The following is a 19,543-nucleotide window of genomic DNA, read 5'->3' as shown; positions in this document are numbered from 1 at the left end:
CCATAACGTGAGGATGTATGCGCATACGTGCGCTCTGTTTCCAGACCCGAACCCGGAACGAGCAATGAAGAAACCTCTCAAAATCACCCTCATCGTTGTCGGCGTCCTCATCGCGATCCCCGTCGTCTTCGTCGGCACGACCGCCACCGTCAACGCCGTCGCCACCAACGTCGAAGCCGCCGATCGCCAGGTCTACGGCGAGCTCGTGGATGTCGGCGGCAAGAAGATGAACGTCGTCGACCAGGGCTCGGGCGACCAGACCATCGTGCTCCTGCCGGGCCAGGGCACCGCCTCCCCCGCCATCGACTTCGTGCCCCTCATCGACCAGCTCGACGACACCTACCGCGTCATCACGGTCGAGCCCTTCGGCTACGGCCGCAGCGACGACACCGACTCCCCGCGCACCACCGCCAACATCGCCTCCGAGGTGCACGAGGCCGTCTCAGCTCTGGGCGTGGACGAGTACGTGCTCGCGGGCCACTCGATCGCCGGCATCTACGCGCTCGAATACGTGGAACGTTTCCGCGACGAGGTGACCGCTTTCGTCGGCATCGACACCAGCGTCCCCGGCCAACCCGGCATGGATGCTGAGCTTCCGCTCGGCCTCTTCGGCACGCTCAAGAATCTGGGGCTCGTGCGCCTCATCGCTGGTCTCAGCGACGACCCCTACGCGGGCACGCCCTACACGGCCGCTCAGAAGGAGCAGCTGGCCCTCTTCGCGAACAAGAACTCGATGAGCCCCACCATGCTCAACGAGATGGAACACATCGCCCCCAACTTCGCCGAGGCCGAGAGCCGCACCTTCCCCGCCGACCTGCCGGTCCTCCTCTTCGCGCAGCAGAACAACACGGGCGTCGAGGGCTGGGCCGAGCTGCACGAAAAGCAGGCCGCCAACGCGGAGCGCGGCGAGCTCATCCTGCTGGATGCGGGCCACTACCTCCATCACACGAAGTCGCCCGAAATCGCGGAGGCGATGAAGCGGTTCTTGAGTGGGGCTTCGGCCTAACGGTTGCCGGGCTGAGCCGCCGCTCGAATTCGCGGCGGCTTTGCCCGTTCGTGCCGTAGTCGCGTAACTAGCACCGCGGCTGCGGCTGCGGCTGCCTAGGCTGCGCGCACTGCAATCTCCCCCGGTTCGGCTCCGGCAGCGCCAAACTCGAGCACGTGGTTGGCAACCTTGTCGGTGAAGAACCGGTCGTGACTCACGACGACGACGGCGCCCGGGAAATGCACGAGCGCGCGCTCCATCACCTGGGTGCTCGCCAAGTCGAGGTGGTTGGTGGGCTCGTCGAGCAGCAGAACGGATGCGCCCGAAAGCAAGCATTGCGCCATGGCCACGCGAGCCCGCTGACCGCCTGACAGCTCGCGGATGCGCTTCTTCTTGTCGGCCTCCGAGAACTGGAACATATCGAGGAAGCGCCCGACCGACTTGCGGGTCGCCGTCAGGGCGAGGCTGTCGGGGTAGGCGTTCACGGCGTGGGTGACGGTGTCGTCGTCATCCAGCTCGTCGAGCACACGGTTGTAGGAGACGACCTTCACGCCGCCGGCCCACGCCGCGCTGCCGGCATCCTGCTTCTCCTCGCCCGTGAGGACGCGGAGCAGGGTGCTCTTGCCGCTACCGTTGGCGCCAAGCACGACGATGCGGTTGCCGCGACGGATCTCGAGATCCAGCCCCTCGAAGAGCGTGCGGGCGCCGTAAGACTTCGTGAGCCCGACGATGCGGCACAGGACATCCTTGACGTGTAGACCCGAGTAAATCTCGGTGATGATGTCGTCAACGGGCCGCGGCGCACGAGACTTCTTCACGTTGGCGAGCTGTTTGCCCAGCCCCTTGCTCGACGCCTTGGCGGCCTCGCGACGGTCGGCAATGCCCTCGGCCTCGAACGCCAGCAACTCGTTCTCATGCTTGAACTGCGCCTCGAGCGTCTTCAACCGGAACTGCTTCTGCACGATGTATTCGGCGAAGTTGCCCGGGTATTCGTGCAAGTGGAAGTTCTCGACCTCCACGATGCGCGTCACGACGGCGTCGAGGAACTTGCGGTCGTGCGACACGATGATGGCGGCACCCTTGAAATCGCGGAACCAGTTCTCGAGCCATTCCACGCCGGCCACGTCGAGGAAGTTGGTGGGCTCGTCGAGCAGCAGGATGTCGGGCTCCTCGAGCACGATCTTCGCGAGGGCGGCTCGGTTGCGCCATCCGCCGGACAGCTCGTCGATCGCGCATGTGCGGTGAGCCTCGGTGAAGCCCAGCGTGGTGAGCGCCTGGTCGATCTTGCGCGTGTAGTCCCAGCCGTCGAGGCGTTCCATCTCGCCGAACAGTTCGGCCTGCCGTTCGATCAGCGTGTCGAGCGCTCCCCCGTCGGCGCCTTCGCCGATCGCCAGGTCGATGGAGGCCAGCTCATCTTCAACGGCGTGCACGTCGGCGAACAACGCGTCGAGCACCTCGGTGATCGTGGCGCTGCCATCCAACTCCGAGAACTGAGAGAAATAGCCGATCCGGATGCCGGCCTCGACGCTCACGGTTCCCGAGTCGGGTTGCACCTGATCGAGCACGAGCTTCAGCAGCGTGGTCTTGCCCGACCCGTTCCGCCCGATGACGCCGACGCGGTCTTTGTTCTCCAACCGAAAAGACGCCTCCCGCAGGATCTGCGTGTTCTCGTACCGCACCTCGACATCATTCAAACGAACCAAGCTCACGCCGGACGCCCTCTCACTTATTGCAGAAATTGTGGGGCGGATGCGCGACATGACGTCTGGGCACGATCGCCGAACAGCGTCATCGGCCCGCTCCATATCCAAGGTTATCGGCCTAAGCCTGGACATGGAGCCGAGCTATGGGCGGTTAGAGCGGCCGCCGAACAGGGCGTGCAGCAACGGCAGCACCGAAACGCACATGAGCACGGTGCCGAAAACAGCGTCGTCGGCGCGCACGATGGCGCCCGCGACGAGCAGTCCCCCGAAGAGCACGGCTGAGACGATGCGGCGGGCCGTGCGTTCGATGCGGGCGACACGACGCTCAAGGCGCGGGCTCTCGACCGAGAGCGTGCCTTGCTCGAAGCGGGTGACGAGGCCGTCGAGACGGCCGGGCAGGCGCACGGCGAGGGTGGCGGCATCCAGGGCTTTGCGGCCAAGGTCTTGCACCACGTTGCCGCGTTCGTCGCGGATGAGGCGTTGGGCGTAGGGCTCGACCGAGTCCCACAAGTTGAAGGCGGGGTCGAGCGAACTGCACACACCGGAAACGAGCGACATGGCGCGGATGATGAGCAGGAAGTTTTCGGGCAGCTGGAACGGCAGCGACCGCACCACGTCGCCGAACTGTTCGGCAAAGTCGCGGAACTCTCGAGGATCGACCTCACGCAGCTCGGCGAACCCCATGCCGCCGAAGCGGGCGAAGAGCTGCGTCATCGCACGCTCGAGCTCGTTGGTATCGGCGGTTGGCAACAGCACACCCACATCGCGGATGGCGTCGACCAAGCCCTTGCCGTCGCGGGAGGCGGCAGCGATAAGCAGTTTGCGCAGGCCACTCCGGGTGTTACTAGGGACCTCGCCCATCATGCCGAAGTCGATGAAGGTGAGCTTCCAGCCGCGTGCACCCGCGGCGTCCACGCCCTCTGCCGCATCGGCAAGCCCTGCGGCGCCAAGCCCTCCAGCCGTGCCCGCCGCAGGGGAAGCATCCGACCCCGCGCCAGCGCTCGAATCAGACCGCGCAACAGGCGTGACAAAGATGTTGCCGGGATGCGGGTCGGCATGGAAGAACCCGTTGGTAAACAGCTGATCAAACATCACAGCCGCAAACACGGGCGCAACCTCAGCCGGGTCGATCCCGGCAGCCCGCAACGCCTCGCGGTCATTGATCTTGATCGCGGTCACGTCCTGCAACGTGAGGACGCGTCGCGTCGTCCGCTCCCACACAATGGCGGGGACATCCACGCGGTCGTCACCCACGAAGTCCGCGGCAAACCGCTCCGAGTTGGCGGCCTCGTGCAGGTAGTCGATCTCTTCGAGGCTGGTGGCGGCAAACTCTTCGACGAGGGCCGGCATGTCGACGCGGTCGTAGACGAGGCGCACGTGGCTCAGCCATCCGCCGACTTTGCGCAGCGCCTTCAGGTCGACGTCGACGATGGTGTCGATGCCGGGTCGCTGCACTTTGAGCATGACGTGGGTGAGCCCCGAGTCGGCGGCGGCGATGGGTGTCAGCTGCGCGCGGTGCGCCTGCCCGAGGGATGCGGCAGCCACGGGAACTTCGTCGACCCACGTGAACGCCTGCCCGAGTCGCACACCCAGTTCACGTTCGGCGAGGGCGCGGATGGCGGGGAACGGCACGGGCGGCACCTCGTCTTGCAGCCCTTCGAGTTCGGCGGTGATCTCGGGTGGCAGCACGTCGAGGCGCGACGACATGAACTGCCCCACCTTGATCATGAGCCCGCCGAGGTCGACCGCCAGCACATGGAATTTGCGAGCAAACTTCTTCATGCGCCGCGTGCGGGTGCGTTCGGCGATCTTGTGCAGGCCGATGCGCGGCAGGAACAGCTCGTAGAACCAGGTCACCGCGAGGTGGTAGCTGGCGAACCGCAGGATGCGGCGATAGCGGGCTTTGGTGTTTCCGGCGCCCGCTCTCGCCGCCGCCTCGGCGTCAGCTTCGGCGTGTTGTCGACCCGGCCGAGCCGATGTCACCCCGGTCAGTCCTGAGCGAGGATCGAGTAGAGCCGGCGGCGTGCCTCATCGAGCACGTCCACGGCCTGCTTCACCTGCTCGGGCGAACCGGTGCGGCCCACCTGAGCGGCGGCCTGTGCGAGCTCGACGCCGGCCTTGGGCAGCGCGGTGAACCCGGTCTTCTCTTCGCTGGCGGCGCTCTCCCACGGTGCAGATTCGGTGTGGGATGCGGCAACCTCACGCCCGGCCTCGGTCAACGCATACGTCTTCCGCCCGTTCGATTCTTCGGCGCCGATGAGTCCTTCGTCGCTCAACAGCTGCAGCGTCGGGTAGACGGAGCCGGCGCTCGGCTTCCAGCTGCCGCCGCTGCGCTCTTCGATTTCGCGGATGATCTGGTATCCGTGCATGGGACGCTCGGCGAGCAGGGCCAGAACGGCCGCGCGCACGTCGCCGCGACCCATGCGAGTGCCGCCGCCGACGCGCTTCTCGAAGTTGGCGCGCAACTGCTCCATCGTCTGCCACATGCTGTCGGCGTTGACTCCGCCGAAACCACCGGTCGGGAACGAACTAGCCATGATGTTCTCCTCGCATAATTGGATGTCGAACGATACTCAACGATATGTCGCTCACGCTCGCGCGACAAGGGTTTGTCGGTCACGCACATCCAACTCACGGCCAGCTAGCGCGCGGCGAGAATGCAGAACTCGTTGCCCTTGGGATCGGCCAGCACCACCCACGACTGCTCCCCCTGCCCCACGTCGACGCGCGTCGCGCCGAGCCCGATCAGGCGGTCAACTTCGGCCTGCTGATCGTCGGGCACCCAGTCGAGGTGCAGTCGGTTCTTGATGCGCTTCTGATCGGCAACCTTCACGAACATGAGCGTCGGCGTCTGCCCGGGCGCTGGCGCGAGTTCGGCGCCGTCCTCATCTTCGTCGATGACCTGCCAGCCGGTCGCCACCTCCCACCAACGGGCGAGAGCGGATGGTTCGCTGCAGTCGATGACAACTTCTTCGAGGCGGAGGGGCATAAGCCCAGGGTAGACGCGCAGACGTGGGATCAAGACTTGGATGGCCAGGGAGCAATCCCTCACCTGAACGGCCCCTTCCAGGCGTCATTCACGCATCTCAGACAACGTCCACTGCCTGCAATAAGGTCTACATCCTCGCTCAAGCGGAGCTCGGGCAGATGCGTTCGCGCGAGCGCAGTGCCTCCGATGAAAACGACGTCGTCGCTGACGGATTGCGCCAGTGATGCGAGAATGCGGCTGATCAGATGATCCCGCATTAGTTGCTCCCGGCCAACTCCGAAGGCATTCTCGATGCACGTCGCGTCAGCTACCCCTTGACCCCCAGGCGTCCACTCAGCGCGATGATCTCCAATTTCCGCGCGATTCCGGCCTCAGGTTGTGCAGGGCACGTCGCGAAATGCACGGTTTGCACGATTCTGGCCCCCTTTTAGTCCCCCACCTCCATACTCTGCTGCTGGCACTAAGGGCGGCTCATCGAGATGGCATCTTTAAAGCAATTTTCTTTGGACCGTCCAATCGGCAAGGAGTCAGGCTTGAAATTCTCGACAACCACAAAGCACCCCGCAGGAGACCGCCGACGCCTCGATCCATTGCGAGACACCCCGCGAGTGGAACAGTAAATCTCTGGTCAGCGTCACCAGCTGCAACTTCAAGTTCTCGTCAGTCACATGAGCGGAAATAGGCCCGCCTGGTCTGAGCTGCTTTCACCGAATATGCGCGAACTGACGTCTCACAACGAAGTTTTGAACATCGTCCTAAGGGCCTCTTCGACTTCCGGTTTCAGGAAATATGCGCATACTGCCTCCTGCGTGGGGCACCGACTGAAGTCCGGGCACAGGAGAAGGACCAAGGCTCGCAGAGCCGCGACAATCTGATCCGTGCCCAGCGATCCAACTAGCCTGTTCGCCACTGCGCCAAATGACTTGCCAATCGAGAGTGCAACGAACCGGGGCATTCCTTTGTCTTGCAACAGGCTCGTGATCTCTTTCTGGACCACCGCGATGTAAGTGCCCGGCGAAACCGCGTCACTGGTGTGCTCGAGAAGGATGCAGAACCAATGAGACCAAGCTCGCCGTTTGTGCCACGGCAGTTGTTCAAGAAGCTCATCGGCAATGATCGCGAGTGGAGATCCCGCCTCGAAGATCAAGTTGAGAAGCGCTGTCGAAACCTCCTCACCCGTCCGTCGATTGAGAACGTGCCGCGAACGACGACGTCTCCGCTCAATACGTGACGGGGCAATCAAGGGCGGATGTGGTGGAGGCCCCACCGACGTCGAGCGAGGTGCTGGCGTTCGCACCGGGCTAGGTGCTGGCGTGGGGCAAGATGAGTGCGATGAACGTTGCGTGCTTCCCGTCCTAGACAGTGTCGACGGCCAAGATGGCGTCCGACCGAGACTGCTCCGTTCGTAGAAGTGTTCGCGTCCAATTTGTGAATCGTTTCGGTGCTCACGCTTACAGCGATCGCACCAGTACATCCTGTTCGCCATCCCTCACCCTTCCACGTGATCCGTCTCGTGGAGCACATCAATCGTCTAATGGCAAACCGTCCACACCGTTCAGCCCATAGCTTGGCCCCGGAAATCTCGCCTACCTCGTAATCGAGCGAGGCGCAAAAGTCATCTAGCGACTCCCCTCACCATCCTCTTGATTCTGTGGCGCAGGATCAGTCCCATCAGGCGTCGAGTTGTCTCCGGGCTCCTCAGGGAACTTCATGTACTCGTATGAGGGAAACGGAAGATAGGCGTCCGGATGATCGATTGGGTGATTCCAGCCCGCGACAAGATCGACGAGGTAGAGGTAGGCAGATCGCGTGGCTTGGAGCGCCAATACGGTCGAATCGACAAGCTCGAAGATGTCGATTCGGCTTCGCGCATTGACTGTAACCCCGGTGGTGTCGATGATGGCTGCGTGCACGATCCGGTGGGTGCCGGCATTGCGCAGAGCCTGTGAGGGTGCATACATGCCACCATTGTCCATGTCGTAGGCAAGCTCGGAGAGTGCAAGAGCGGCCAAACTACGCTGGGGATTCTCTTGGAGTTCAGAGCGGACGCGGCCGTCCTTGCTTGACCAGAATTGTCGGAAGGACACCCGTCGAGCCTCGTCTCCGACGGCGAAATGCTCGTTGGCAACGACCGCTGTCTTGTCCAGCACGTCGAGTGCGGATCGCTGTGCGAGCAGGAGCCTTGAGTACTGAGTTCCGTACAGTGAGTAGTCGAGCGTCTCCACGTAGAACCCGGAGTCATCTGCTTTCTGTTCTGGGCCTTCGGCGACGTGCACATAGCCGTCGAATGCGAGACGGCGCGAGACCAGGTAGTCAGACTTCAGTACGTTCATCTCCGCCAGGATTGGTGGCGACATCTCGTCTAACGTGGTCCCGTACAGGATCTCGATTGCTGCGCCGTCCCAGTGCGCTTCCTCTGTCCCGAGGCCTTCGACGGCAGCAGAAAGCGCAAGCCGATGCGCTGCAACCCACTCGCGGTACTCGCGGTCAGGACCGTCCATCCCATGCGCGAGGTGGCCAGGACTTTCCGTCTCTCTAAGGTCATCCCACCTCGCCGCGGTTTCCTCTCCTGCGAAGGCAATGGTTCCGGTTCGGAGCAACCGTGCCAGCTTCGCATACTTGTCATGGACTGCCGCAAGGTGCCCGGTCTGCCCGACCCCGGAGATCACTCGATTCATCAGCAACTTGGCGAGATTGCCAGCTGCGTTGCCGTTCGAGGGGTCTGCGTCGAGCGCGCGCAAATAGAAGTCGTAAGCCTCAGCCCAGCGACCAGAGTGGTCGAGGCAGTTCGCCAGATTGCAGTAAGCCGCCGATCGCGTGTGAGAATCCGCGACCGGCGACGATCCGACCTCGTGGAGCATGCGACGCGCGTCTCGGAGCTCAGACCGGTGAACTCGCCGAATCTCCGCAATTCCAGCGAGCTGCTCCTCCCAGGGTCCGTTCGTCGGCATTCCAAGGTCGCAAATCTCCAGAGTGGCGTTCGCAACGTTGTACATGCATTGAAAGTGGAGCGGGTGGTCCGTCGGCACATCCCGCTGAGCTCCCCGCGCGAGCTCCTTGCCCCGGGACAAGATATCGACATCGCCGATAGTCGCACCCGTGTTGATGGCGAGCGATGAACACGTGAATCGCAATCCAGCCCGCTCTAAATCGCTAAGGTCCGAGTAGGTTTCCCGCCCGAGGCGTAGGACTTCCTGGGCCGCGGCACCAGCATCGCTTGCGGCATCATGAACGTCAATAATCCTCTGATGCCACTCGCTGTACGATGCCACCGGGCTCCCCTCCGTTGATTTTGTGCGTCACAGACCTCGCATGTCCGCGAAGCAACCGCAGTCGACGGCAACCTCCCAAATCCGACTTTAGTCGTCGCCCCCGACAAATCCGAAGGCCAACACGTACTCGCCACGCCTGTTGAGAACCGGGAGTTCACTGGGTGTCATATCAAACACCTAGAGTTTCCGCCCGAAGACCAATTAGATTGACGAGGTGCTGGAACGAGGTGGCGCAGCGTACCGCTCATCAACCTCACCGACTTCGTCGATTTTCTTTCCCTATGGCTTCGCAAGCAGCGGCACTCCATCTCCGCGGGCGAAGCGAGATGCACCGCAGTGTCGGCATTCGGGCGATTTCGCGGGCTCGTGCTCTACTACTTCATCGGTGAGTGGGTGATACTCGACCCAATGGTCGGCAGTCGTTTCCGTTTCCGTGAGACCGCCGATGGCCATGAGCCAGTCATCGACCGCGCGAGATGCGGCTACCGCGTTGAGCGTGATCACGCTCGGTGCGTGAATGTCCTCGTCTTCGACGTATCGCTGCCGGCGGCGCTGGATATCGCTCGTGGCTTCTTCTGTCAGCTTCCACGCGGGAATCAAACCATTGCATTGCAGGCAGCCGCTGCCAGGGCTACTCATTCGAGACACGGAGAATATGTCGGCAACCTGCCGATCAATGACCGTGACCTTCGAGCCGACCTGAGTATTAGGAATGAGGTACTGGTGGGTGATCGAGTTGATCAAGCGCCGCGCCAGCGCAGAGTCCGCGGCGAGGAAGATGTGATCACAGTCCGTCAAAAGCGCCGCGACGTCCGCCTCAACAACGGAGCGCGGTACCGTGCTGATCCGCACACTCCGGGAGGCCTGGCGAGCGACTCTCGCTGCGATCTTGACCTTGGAGGTCGCGAGACGAGCGCCGAGTCGTTGCATCCACCGGGGCCGAGCGTCGTTCTGGAGTAGAGGCATCGCGTCGGATCGGCGGGCTCCAACAACGCGCGGCAGGTTAGTCGGATCGAGTCGATCAGGGTCAATGAGTAGAAGCTCTCCCACTCCGAGCCGGGCGAGGTACTCCGAAATGAGCGAGCCGATTCCGCCAAGCCCAACAACGGCGACTTTAGATCCAGCGAGGATCGCCTGGCCACGATCGCCGAAGATGCGCGCTTGCCGATCGTAAGTTGGGTCCGCGACCTTGGCAGACACAGGCTCGGGCGTGAGCGTGCGCTGGGACCGCCCCGCAACCCACAAGTTAGTGATGGTGCGACGCTTCCCGTCGCTAGTCCAGATGTCACCCGCTACGGCGTTGTTGGCAAACACTAGTGCGCCGACGGGGACTCCGTCGTTGATGTCCAGCAGCGCTGGATATCCGCGTTCATGAGACGCCATGTCTGTTCCGGAGAAACCAACGCGGTCGCGCCCGCCGTGATTGTGCACTGCAATATAGGCGAGCTTCTCTTGCGCGCATACATCGATGTTGTCTGCGACGAACTCGGCGGTGAGCTTGCGATAGCCCCGGCTGCCTTCGACGTAGTCGACGCCGTCGGTTGCTGGCACAACGTCGCGGACCAGGAGCCGAATTCCACGAGGGCTACGCGCAATCCCGCACCGGAGGACGAGGCCGTGCTCGCCCCCGTCACCGGGGAACAGATGTCCGTGCAAGGCGGCCCACTGCTCCCCGGTGATCACGACCGACCAGCTGTCGTTCACTGTTCGCTCATCCACTTGAGTACCTTCAGGACTTTCGTAGCGGCAGTGTCGATCGCAGGGTCGAGCCTGTTGCTACGGCGGGATAGTTGCGTTCCGGCCTCGGCCCGCGGCCCCCACTGGACCGCCTGGAATCCTTCGCTGTGAGCACCGCCATCCTTCCGGCGAAGGTCGGGGCGCACGAACAACGGGTACACGTCCGCTTCCGGGTACGGGAAAGTGATCTGGAACGCAATCCAGGAACTCTCCTGCTCGTACACCGGCCCAAGCGGGACATCGCTGATGGTGACCCAGGCCCCGCCCGCTCCGTCATCTTCGGTCGTGATGTTCGCTTCTGCAAACGTCTCAGTCAGCTCTTCGATCGCTTCTGCGATAGCCGCGGTAGTTGTTGTCGGGTTCACGAGTTGTCGTCCCCGTCGTTTGCGCGGAACTCGTCGTCCTTGCGGACCCGGATGTTCTCGGTGTCGCCAACCGGCTTGAACCTCAGTCCGTCCTTGCGAGACAGGAGGAAGTCCATCTTGATTGGCACGCTCTGGGCGATCGCGGTCTCCTTGATCGAGAGGCCGGTCTGTTCCGCACCGTGGACGGTAACGGGACGACGGTTGACGGTGACGTGAATCTTTTTCAGCGGCAGCGGCTTCGTGAAGAAGCGATCGCCGTTGATGACCGCGACGATCTCGCCCGTCTCGATGGGGTCGTCGAGATCATCCTGGATGTCCTTCCAAATTCCATGACCGGCGGGCACGGGCGGCGTAGCGAGGTGGCGCAACTGCGTCCCCGTGAGCGCCGCTGTGCGAACCTCGTAAGGGACCTTATCGATGTAGATCACGCGAGGACGGTCGGTGAAGAATCGCATGTTGTTCTCGATTGCCACCGGCTCGGTGGGTTCGACAAGGTGATCTTGCGCGTCATTGATGTCGCGCCACAGGTTGTCGGCTGGCGGTGTGACGAGCGCGCGAAGCTGGGCGCCGGTGAGGCGCCGCTCCTTAACGTCAATCGGCTCGCTGTCGATGTAGATTCGGGCCTTTTCCATGGGTGCCACGATGGGCTCCTAACTGCTGTGTGGCAGGCCGGTTGCCTGCTCAACAGTTAGAGACGGGACAGCTCACGAATCGTCCACACCGTGATCAACTCGCACATTCCAGACACGTAGTCGAGTCGGGAGCGAACTGGTTGGAGTGCTTCTGGAGGAAGCACTCCAGGCACGTCTTCTGCGTCTTGGAGGTGCATCCACAGTGCCCAGATGGGCAGCGAGGTTGCCCGCACTTGCGACAGATGAAGCCGATGACGAATGACTTGCTGCAGTGCTCGCACTGGTCCCAACGGTCGGTCGTGTACTGGGCGGTACCGTCTCTGGGTGGAGACATGGCCAGCCACGGCGCGCTGTATTCGACCATGACGAGGAACAGCAGGTCTCCTGCCCATGCCGCCTGACCGTATAGCCGCTCAGAGGTGTGGCCATCGCGATACCAGATCTGCGCGTCGTCGCGCGCGAACGTCCGGCGTTCGCCCTCTGCATCGAGTGCTGCGCGCACGAGTGGGTTCTCGGTCTGGTTGCTACCGCGGGCTGGGGGATACAGGCCACCTCGACCAGCCGCAAAGGTCACTGTTCCGCCTTCATCGACAACAACGACAGCGCCGGGCGACTGGAGGCGGTTGGCAAGGCGGACGCATATCGCCGCACGCGATGCGTTCGAAGATTCGAACAACTCGAGGGCAGTGGTGACAGTAGGACCACGATCGGAGATGAGCGAGTTGACTAGGACGTCCGGGAGGAGTAGCTGTGCGGCGAAAGCATCGCAACAGGCATCTTCGAATGCCTCCGGCTCCCGGTGCTCGACAACTTTTGTGCCGAGATCAATGTTTGTCTTTTGAATGTGGTGACCGAGTTCATGCAGGAGCGTGAACTGTTGGCGACGGCGGGACATCGACTCAGTCACAACCAGTGTTGGCGGCTCCCAGCGGTACCCGCCGGCGACGGAGCATCCAAGCTGCGAGTCTGCCGGAACGAACTCAGGCACCCGAAGCACCGTGAGATCGCTGCGCTGTTCCAGGGCCGCGAACGAATCGAGCGTCAAGTCTTCGAGAGATCCGCCCAGAGCTTCCCATGCGGTAAGCATCGCTGCGACCTGAGCCGGAGTGTCGTCGAAGGAGGCGCGCATGGGCTATCGATTGTCTGTAGCGAGGACTGTGTCCAGTCGCTGCCGCCAGAGCTCACGGCCTTGGCCTGTTTCGCGAGCTGCGAGCTGGTATGCCTCATATCCAAGGCGTGTGCGGGCGCTGTCCTCGTCGCCGTCAATTGCTCGGTTCCGGATGCGGGAACGCCAACGCGGCTCTTGCAATTCGCGCTGGAGGTCCGTCGGTAGTGGGTCAATCGCGCCGAGAACTTCACCTACAGGGACTTCTGCTGCCGCAGCGAGGCGACTGGCCTCCTCGGCTGTGAGCGACTCTTTACCCATTCGGATTGCCATCGCGCGCGGCTGTGACGTTTGTAAAGCGCTCATGATGGTCCCAAGTGGAATCTGTAACCGGACGCCCGCGCTATCTGAGACCGCCGGATGCAGCCGTGGTGCGCTTTGAAGGACGTCAAACGCATCGAAAAGGTCAGCCAGAGCGAGGGCATCACCAGATTCAAGTGCCGGCTCCGCGTGGCCTCGACGAAGCCCGCCCGGGATCGTGTCGTTTGAAGGGGCTGACTCGATTGCTCGAAGCTGAGGCTTGGGAATCGTTGCGATTATCGCGCCGAGCGTTGCGAAAGGGATTAGGCCCTGGGCGGCTGGCCAGACTGCCACAGACCCATGCAAAGGGCTAGCTTCATCTTCGATGACGACGGCCTTGCTATTCTCGACCCCAGGTTCCAAGGTGGCCGGGAGCACGGAAGCTACTGCTGCGGCGTCGTCGATCGCGTTGACGACCACCACAAGGCTAGCGTCGCCCCAGTAGGCGTGCCGCAACTGCCCAACGACAACAGCATCGGTTGACTCGGCGCTTCGAAGCATGCCGCTCCTCCGCTTCGGGCCTATGGGAAATTGTTGGGAGAGCGCCATCCAGCGCTCTGATGCCTCAGACGACATTGGAGTCCTCCATATCCTCACTGTGTAATGACGGGACATTGGGCGAATCGTCCAATACGAGACGGAGCAAGGCAGCGAGAATTCCTTGGCTTCGTGTGCTGTCGCCCGCAAGTTCTGTCAGCCGAGCCCGGAGTTTCTGAATGGCGTTGTATGCGCTGGTTCGCCCGACGCCAAGTTCCTTTACCAGCGCTGCGGCGTCTCCCCCGTGACGGATGACTGCGAGCTCTGTTTTAGTGAGCTGCGGCATCAACCGCTGGGCGAACTTTTCGTCGTCGACCTTTATCTCGGTGACCTCTGAACTGTAAACAGCGGAGGTTTTCTCTTCGACACTGTCCCAGTCCGCATCAATTGTGGATGTCAGGACATCCCCCGTCTCCAGCAGCGACGGGAATCGGTCTGCGCAGATCTTGGTGAGATCGCTCACATGCAGTCGGCCCGCCGCCGCGAGCACTCTTCGCAGCATCTCCTCTAGCTGCCCCTTGCTCCCCAACGTCACTGAGCCATCGCCGGCGGCGACTGATATCTCGACTTGGGCGCTGGCTGCGATCTCTCGAAGGGCGGCTTCGCTGGCCTGCCGGTCGATGTCCTCGCCGTCTGTGAGGAACCAGTAGTGCTTAACCGCTGACGGACTAAACAAGGAGGAACGTTCGAGCCGCTTCTCGAGCCGGTTCCGGAGCGCACCCCACGGCTGCTTGCGTGTGAGGTCGACGAGCCACCGTTCGACCCATTTTCGGGTCTCCCGTTTGGCGGCCCGGTCGTCAGGAAGGGCAGTGATTACGTTGGCGTAACCGGCGGCCTTGTCCTCGAAGAAGCTGTTGACGAAGTCGTCGACTGAGTCGGTATCGCGCAGACCAGGGAATCTTGGCAGCTGCTCTGCCATGACGCTTCGCATCATCGCTAGCGCGGATATCCCGAGTGTTCCTCGGGCTAGTGCCTCGTCCCGAATCAGTGTCGTCGTCATACCGGGGGTCCGTCCTAGTACCAGGCGTCTTGGCGACCGCTGCGCAGTCGAACACGTCCGGCAACCCGCTGTACAGGGCGGAGCGCAGCAAACTGCGCAGCGACTTCGTCATAGAGCGTCCCGCTGGAATTGGGGTCCGAGACAGAGACAAGTATTGCGAAGGGTACTTCGGTTGGCGACCCGTCGAGAGCACCTGCTCGGCGGGCGAAGTATCGCAATTCGAGCCGTGCGTCATTGATCTCACCGGCGGCAAAACTGACTCGATGGTGTCGCAGTGTCTCCCACTTGCCTGAATCTCGAAGATCTGCCTCATTCAAGCTCGCTGCGCTTGTAAGCGTCTTCGTCACCGGCTCCTGGCTGCTCGTCCACCCCGACGTTAGCAACGTTCGTGCTTCGGTCGACGTCAAGTCAACGTTCCTAGCCTTCTCCGTCGAGCCTCGTGGCGGCGAAAACCGGAAGATGTTGCGATGGGGGCGCAATGTGAGCTCTAGCGATGCAGAGGTGTACTCGGTCGGCTGGGTTGGTTCCACGGGAGAGGCATATGCGAGCGTGACTGAGATCTTCGCGGCGCTCGAAAAGGTTCCCGGCACAGGCAGTTGATAGCCGAGGATGTCGCCGCGCGCGATCTGATCGACGAACAGGACGTGTGCTTCGTCAGGCCCACAATCTAGGGCGTCAGCGAATGAGAGCGGCAGACGTCCGAATCCAAGCTCATCTTGCCTTGCCTTGTATGCGCGGTGGCGCTCAGCAAAGTGGGCCGCGAATGCACGAAGCACACTGCTGTTTACGCGGGGTAGCCTGCTAGCAAGGTCCGCGAGGGCGTGGGTCACAATCGGTGCCGAGAAGCTTGTCCCGCTGGCCTCCAGGAAGCTTCCGTCGGAGCGCAACACGTTGAACAAGCGGTCATCGACTCCGCCGAATTGAACGCCCAAGGGCTGTATTCGGCTACCCGGTCGCCCGGGCCCCATCGAAGAGTAGGGAGCCCGCGCCCATGGCCGATCCGGGGCGGGCGCGTCGCAAGCTCCGACCGATACGGCGTTGGCCATATCGGCGGGGACCTGAACTCGGTGCAATCCGGTATCCGGATGCTGGTTTCCGTCGTTTCCTGCCGCAACGACGAAGACAATGTCCCGTTCCCACGCAAGTTGGTCTAGCTCGGCTGTCCAGCGGTTCGGTTCCATGTCGTCTTCGACGGCGAGTGTTGGTCCGAGGCTCAGGTTCACGATCTTGTGCCGGTCCTCGGACAAGGTCTCCTTGATGCGATCAAGTATCCAGTACCCGTCCAGATCCCCAGGGCTGTATGGAGCGGGCACGACTCGGAAACTTTCCACCGGCAGCGGCGGTTGCGGTGCCTGCGCGCCCGACTCCAGAAGCCCGTACAGCACGGCGCCGGTCACTCCTGTGCCGTGGTCCAGATCGTCCGCGTCTGCGGCTTCTGGGGTCAAATCAACGAGTGATATCGGAAACAGGCCGCCGCCGCCCGTGTCACTGACACCCCCGTCAAACACCGCCACCGTTGTCACATCCGCCAGCGCGCCCGGAACGGCCGGCGGGGTAATTCGGCTTCCACTTCGGAGTCCAAAGCGCGGGCGGGGCCGGATAGCGGGCATCGGCCGAAGTACCCGCAGCGGGTTGAACCGTGCAAGCTCCGGCACATCTAACCGCGACGCGCGAATCGGCACGAACGTGAGTCCCCCCACCTGACGGAAGAAGTCTCGATGCACTTCACCGCCACGCGACTCAACGAGAGCGACCCAACGATCCAGGGCCTCGTCGTCAATCGGTACTGGCTCCCCGGAACGCACTGCGCGGGGGTGTAGAACCGCTTCCCACACGGAATTCTCGTGCCCCGCGACGTCAATTTCAGGACTGGTTCGTAGAACTGTGCTTACTGCTGGCGAGGCGAATTCCTCTAGTCGTCGTATTTGCGCAAAGGCCTGCAGCGCGCTTCGGCCAGTGCCAGGCGAGTTGACAAGTTCTTCCAGCCTTTCCAGGGCTGTGTTGTCCACCGCAAGGATTAGGCGTCGCGTGCCACTCTGCTGCACCTTCGATGCTGTGCGGAGCGTACCCGAGTCGGCGCGCGAACCCACCGGAACAGCACCTATGAAACCAAGGAGAGACTCTGGGTAGTAGCTCGGGGCAATGTAGTTGGGCAGCAGCTTCGCTTCTACGTAAACGCGGTCGGGCGCTCGGAGCACCTCAGGGAGCTCCTGAATCGCAGCACGCGCGGAACGTATCTGTGGGAGGAGCCACTCTCGGGCTTGTTCAGAGGTGAAGGGCTCGTACTTTGGACCGCCTCCGGTCGGTGCCGGCTCCACATCCAGTCGGAGAGCTTCTCCGTTCAGAAGTAGGCGGCGGGCGACATTGCCCACTCCCCCGGCATCTGTCATTTCGTGTCCTTTGCTTGCCTGATACCTGTCGCAACTGTCGGATGGCTGACGCCTGCAAGCGTCGCGATCTTACGATTAGACATGTCCAGCTCGTCATGAGCGTGCCGCCACACGGAGTTTCGCAGCTCATTTGTCGGAAATTGCTCGATTAGTTCGCTTACGACGACGAACTCAAGCGCTAGATCGTGCAGGATCGCTTTTCGCCGACAGAGCTCCCAGAAGCGCATGATGACGGAGTGGCTTCGGCCTTCCCATGCTGCCGCCGCAAGCTCGATGACCTTGACAGACACCTCGCCGTGGTTCGCGCCTGCTAGGAGTGCACGCCTTTCGGCTCTTCCAGGAAGCGGGAACTTCAGAACGCGGTCAAAGCGGCGATCGATCGCCTCATCGAGCAGCTGGGGATGATTCGTCGCGGCTACCAAGAGACTCGTGTCCGGCCACCGGTCGAGTTCTACAAGCAGCACGTTGACGATTCTCTTCAGCTCACCGATGTCGGTGTCGTCATCGCGACGTTTGGCGACGGCATCGAACTCGTCCAGGAACAGCACGCAGGGTCCAGACTTCGCGAAATCCAGGACAGACTTGATGTTCCGACCAGAACTCCCCAGATAGCTCGAAACCACGGAAGCGAGATCAAGCGTCACCAACGGCAATTCGAGCTGTTGAGCAATCCATCGACTTGCGAGCGTCTTACCCACACCCGGGGGACCAGAAAAGAGGACCGTTCGGCTCATGGAGACTCCCGCACGTGCCAACTCATCAGCACGTTCTCTCTCAGCCACAATCTCCTGCAGTTCAGAGCTGAGCCTCTCGTCTGCGACAAACTCGTCAGCAACAGGAACAGCGTCAACGTTCAGAAGGGAGTGCAGGCCATCGGCATCCGTTGGGATCGCCCCACTGTCGAAGCGAAGGCCCTTGGAAGGATTCGCGGCAGACAGCGCATCGTGAACCGCGATGCGGAAGGCACCCGCATCGGCAACTGCAGGCGGCACCGCGCGCACCAGGCGACCGGCGAGCTGGCGCACGCCAGCTGCATGCCCGCGCGCACCGACCCTAACTAGGTCGATGAGTGCGCGTTCGAGCCCGTCAGGGTCCTGGTAAATTGGTGCTTTTGATCCCGCCATGCTTACCACTCTAGCGTCCGCGTTCACGGTTCCGTCGCAGATGAGGTCTGCGCGGGCGCGCTGGTTCAGGGCGCGCACAGATTCGTTCGAGTCGGCGATCAGCACGGTCGTGATCCCGGCGACGGTGTCGGTGCGCCAGGCTGTGTACGCCGTGTCGATCATCGTCTCGGTGTCGCCGCCCGTGATGCGGTCGTGGTCTGCGTAGGTGTCGATCGCTTCGATGCGGCTGTGGCGGAGATCGAGGGATGCGATCTTCTCCCCTTAGTTTACGAAGCGGTGGACGTCAACCAGTTCGGGCGTCGTGGCGGTCGTGGGCGAGGAGGAAGAACGCGCAGTCGGCGGCCATATTGGTCCAGCCCACGGGCGGCGAGCCTGATCTGGCTTTGTCCACTCCGTCTACCGAAGGCTCGATCAGATCGAGCGAGTGAACCAGACAATGACCAAATCCAGAAACGACGAATCCCTGGTGAGAGTTCCCTCTCACCAGGGATTTTGTCGGGCTGACAGGATTTGAACCTGCGACCCCTTGACCCCCAGTCAAGTGCGCTACCAAGCTGCGCCACAGCCCGAAGTCATCCACCGCGAGCGGCGAAGACAACTTGATAATCCTAGCGGATAATTTGGGCGACTGTGTGCCAGGGCCGGTTACCGCGCGATCGGTTCGGCGGGAGGGTCGCGGTGGCCGGTTGCGTTTTCGAGCAGCACGGATGTTTGGGCCAGCGCGTTGAGGATCCAGCATTCGACAGCGAGCGCGGCCACGATGGTGGTGAGCGGCCACAACAGTTGGGAGCCAGGGGTCGTGAGCGCGAAGACGAACCCGGTGATCTGCACCAGTGTGACCAGCATGAACATGGTCAGGCCGGCAACGTAGTTGCGGCGTTGGCGTCGCGCGACCGAGATGGAGAGGGCGCGGCGGGCTGGGTCGATCCTCTCCCCCGCGGCCGGTGGCGCCTTCTGCAGGGGTGTGAGTTCGTCCGGGAGCATGCTTCCCGCGGTGAGGCCGTCGGTGCGGTTGTCGCGAATGAACCAGGTGGCTCCAAAACCTATGATCACGAAGAATGCGGCGATACCGGCGAGGATGCTGGCGAAAAAGTCCGACGAGAGCGGCGCCGACTCGGGCACGGGGATCAGCGACACGACACCGTAGACGAGGGCGGACACAGCGACGACGCTCACCAACCCGGTCACGACGCGGCGGCGCGTGAAGAAGAGGGGCGCGGCGACGCGGTAGACGCGCCATCCTTCGCGCCACCAGGTGATGCGGTGCGTGTCGGTCACTCAGGGATCCTTTCGGTGAACGGTGGGGCTCAGTTGGGGAGCAGGGCTCGCAGGCTGCGCCGTCCG

15 protein-coding genes and 1 tRNA gene are annotated in these 19,543 nt (G+C 62.4%); 1 reads left to right on the top strand and 15 read right to left on the bottom strand.

The window, feature by feature from the left end:
* Window positions 1-64 precede the first annotated feature (64 nt).
* A complete protein-coding gene (locus tag ALI44B_RS01385; RefSeq protein WP_077053009.1) occupies window positions 65-1,006 on the top strand; it encodes an alpha/beta fold hydrolase in 942 nt (313 codons plus the stop codon).
* Between the two features lie 95 nt (window positions 1,007-1,101).
* Here the strand turns inward: ALI44B_RS01385 and ALI44B_RS01380 are convergent, their stop codons facing one another.
* The 15 genes from ALI44B_RS01380 to ALI44B_RS01300 all read right to left on the bottom strand — a co-directional run bounded on the left by ALI44B_RS01380 (window position 1,102) and on the right by ALI44B_RS01300 (window position 19,477).
* Complete coding sequence (locus ALI44B_RS01380) at window positions 1,102-2,664, bottom strand: ABC-F family ATP-binding cassette domain-containing protein (RefSeq protein WP_238591957.1); 1,563 nt, start codon at window positions 2,662-2,664, stop codon at window positions 1,102-1,104.
* Between the two features lie 165 nt (window positions 2,665-2,829).
* A complete protein-coding gene (locus ALI44B_RS01375) occupies window positions 2,830-4,671 on the bottom strand; it encodes an ABC1 kinase family protein (RefSeq protein WP_077053007.1) in 1,842 nt (613 codons plus the stop codon).
* 5 nt (window positions 4,672-4,676) lie between these two features.
* The gene (locus ALI44B_RS01370; RefSeq protein WP_077053006.1) at window positions 4,677-5,225 is read right to left on the bottom strand and encodes a PadR family transcriptional regulator; all 549 of its coding nucleotides are present in this window, start codon (window positions 5,223-5,225) and stop codon (window positions 4,677-4,679) included.
* 104 nt (window positions 5,226-5,329) lie between these two features.
* A complete protein-coding gene (locus ALI44B_RS01365; protein WP_077053005.1) occupies window positions 5,330-5,677 on the bottom strand; it encodes a VOC family protein in 348 nt (115 codons plus the stop codon).
* A gap of 59 nt (window positions 5,678-5,736) precedes the next feature.
* Window positions 5,737-5,934 carry a nucleotidyl transferase AbiEii/AbiGii toxin family protein gene (locus ALI44B_RS15770; RefSeq protein ID WP_077053004.1) on the bottom strand — a complete coding sequence of 66 codons (198 nt, stop codon included), beginning with the start codon at window positions 5,932-5,934 and terminating at the stop codon, window positions 5,737-5,739.
* A gap of 1,362 nt (window positions 5,935-7,296) precedes the next feature.
* Window positions 7,297-8,949, bottom strand: a complete 1,653-nt coding sequence (locus tag ALI44B_RS01350) for an LA2681 family HEPN domain-containing protein (RefSeq protein WP_077053002.1) — start codon at window positions 8,947-8,949, stop codon at window positions 7,297-7,299.
* Between the two features lie 279 nt (window positions 8,950-9,228).
* Entirely contained in the window at window positions 9,229-10,668 is a 1,440-nt protein-coding gene (locus ALI44B_RS01345; RefSeq protein WP_083709384.1) for a HesA/MoeB/ThiF family protein, read from the bottom strand.
* Window positions 10,650-11,051, bottom strand: a complete 402-nt coding sequence (locus ALI44B_RS01340; RefSeq protein ID WP_083709382.1) for a hypothetical protein — start codon at window positions 11,049-11,051, stop codon at window positions 10,650-10,652. The genes ALI44B_RS01345 and ALI44B_RS01340 overlap by 19 nt, the downstream gene beginning before the upstream one ends.
* Window positions 11,048-11,683 carry a multiubiquitin domain-containing protein gene (locus ALI44B_RS01335; protein ID WP_353615666.1) on the bottom strand — a complete coding sequence of 212 codons (636 nt, stop codon included), beginning with the start codon at window positions 11,681-11,683 and terminating at the stop codon, window positions 11,048-11,050. The genes ALI44B_RS01340 and ALI44B_RS01335 overlap by 4 nt, the downstream gene beginning before the upstream one ends.
* Window positions 11,684-11,777: 94 nt before the next feature.
* On the bottom strand, window positions 11,778-12,812 hold the full coding sequence (locus tag ALI44B_RS16265) for an ImmA/IrrE family metallo-endopeptidase (protein WP_077052999.1): 1,035 nt from the start codon (window positions 12,810-12,812) through the stop codon (window positions 11,778-11,780).
* 901 nt (window positions 12,813-13,713) lie between these two features.
* Window positions 13,714-14,685, bottom strand: a complete 972-nt coding sequence (locus ALI44B_RS16260) for a hypothetical protein (protein WP_202969350.1) — start codon at window positions 14,683-14,685, stop codon at window positions 13,714-13,716.
* A 14-nt stretch (window positions 14,686-14,699) separates the two neighbouring features.
* The gene (locus ALI44B_RS15460; protein WP_179100189.1) at window positions 14,700-16,694 is read right to left on the bottom strand and encodes a S8 family peptidase; all 1,995 of its coding nucleotides are present in this window, start codon (window positions 16,692-16,694) and stop codon (window positions 14,700-14,702) included.
* A 377-nt stretch (window positions 16,695-17,071) separates the two neighbouring features.
* Window positions 17,072-18,361, bottom strand: a complete 1,290-nt coding sequence (locus tag ALI44B_RS01310; protein WP_083709379.1) for an AAA family ATPase — start codon at window positions 18,359-18,361, stop codon at window positions 17,072-17,074.
* Window positions 18,362-18,694: 333 nt separating this feature from the next.
* Window positions 18,695-18,768: transfer RNA gene (locus ALI44B_RS01305), tRNA-Pro, on the bottom strand.
* Window positions 18,769-18,844: 76 nt separating this feature from the next.
* Complete coding sequence (locus tag ALI44B_RS01300; RefSeq protein WP_077052996.1) at window positions 18,845-19,477, bottom strand: hypothetical protein; 633 nt, start codon at window positions 19,475-19,477, stop codon at window positions 18,845-18,847.
* Window positions 19,478-19,543: the final 66 nt, after the last annotated feature.

It is taken from the genome of Leifsonia sp. ALI-44-B (genome assembly GCF_001984125.1).
Classification (GTDB): Bacteria; Actinomycetota; Actinomycetes; order Actinomycetales; family Microbacteriaceae; genus Okibacterium.
The sequence above is the reverse complement of the archived record's forward strand: the minus strand, read 5'-3'. Positions and strand labels throughout refer to the sequence as shown.

Coding starts and splice junctions, on each gene's coding strand:
- ALI44B_RS01370 (WP_077053006.1), bottom strand. CDS start 5,225: ATGGCTAGTTCGTTCCCGACCGGTGGTTTCGGCGGAGTCAACGCCGAC.
- ALI44B_RS01335 (WP_353615666.1), bottom strand. CDS start 11,683: ATGGAAAAGGCCCGAATCTACATCGACAGCGAGCCGATTGACGTTAAG.
- ALI44B_RS16260 (WP_202969350.1), bottom strand. CDS start 14,685: ATGACGACGACACTGATTCGGGACGAGGCACTAGCCCGAGGAACACTC.
- ALI44B_RS15770 (WP_077053004.1), bottom strand. CDS start 5,934: ATGCGGGATCATCTGATCAGCCGCATTCTCGCATCACTGGCGCAATCC.
- ALI44B_RS01385 (WP_077053009.1), top strand. CDS start 65: ATGAAGAAACCTCTCAAAATCACCCTCATCGTTGTCGGCGTCCTCATC.
- ALI44B_RS16265 (WP_077052999.1), bottom strand. CDS start 12,812: ATGCGCGCCTCCTTCGACGACACTCCGGCTCAGGTCGCAGCGATGCTT.
- ALI44B_RS01310 (WP_083709379.1), bottom strand. CDS start 18,361: ATGATCGACACGGCGTACACAGCCTGGCGCACCGACACCGTCGCCGGG.
- ALI44B_RS01365 (WP_077053005.1), bottom strand. CDS start 5,677: ATGCCCCTCCGCCTCGAAGAAGTTGTCATCGACTGCAGCGAACCATCC.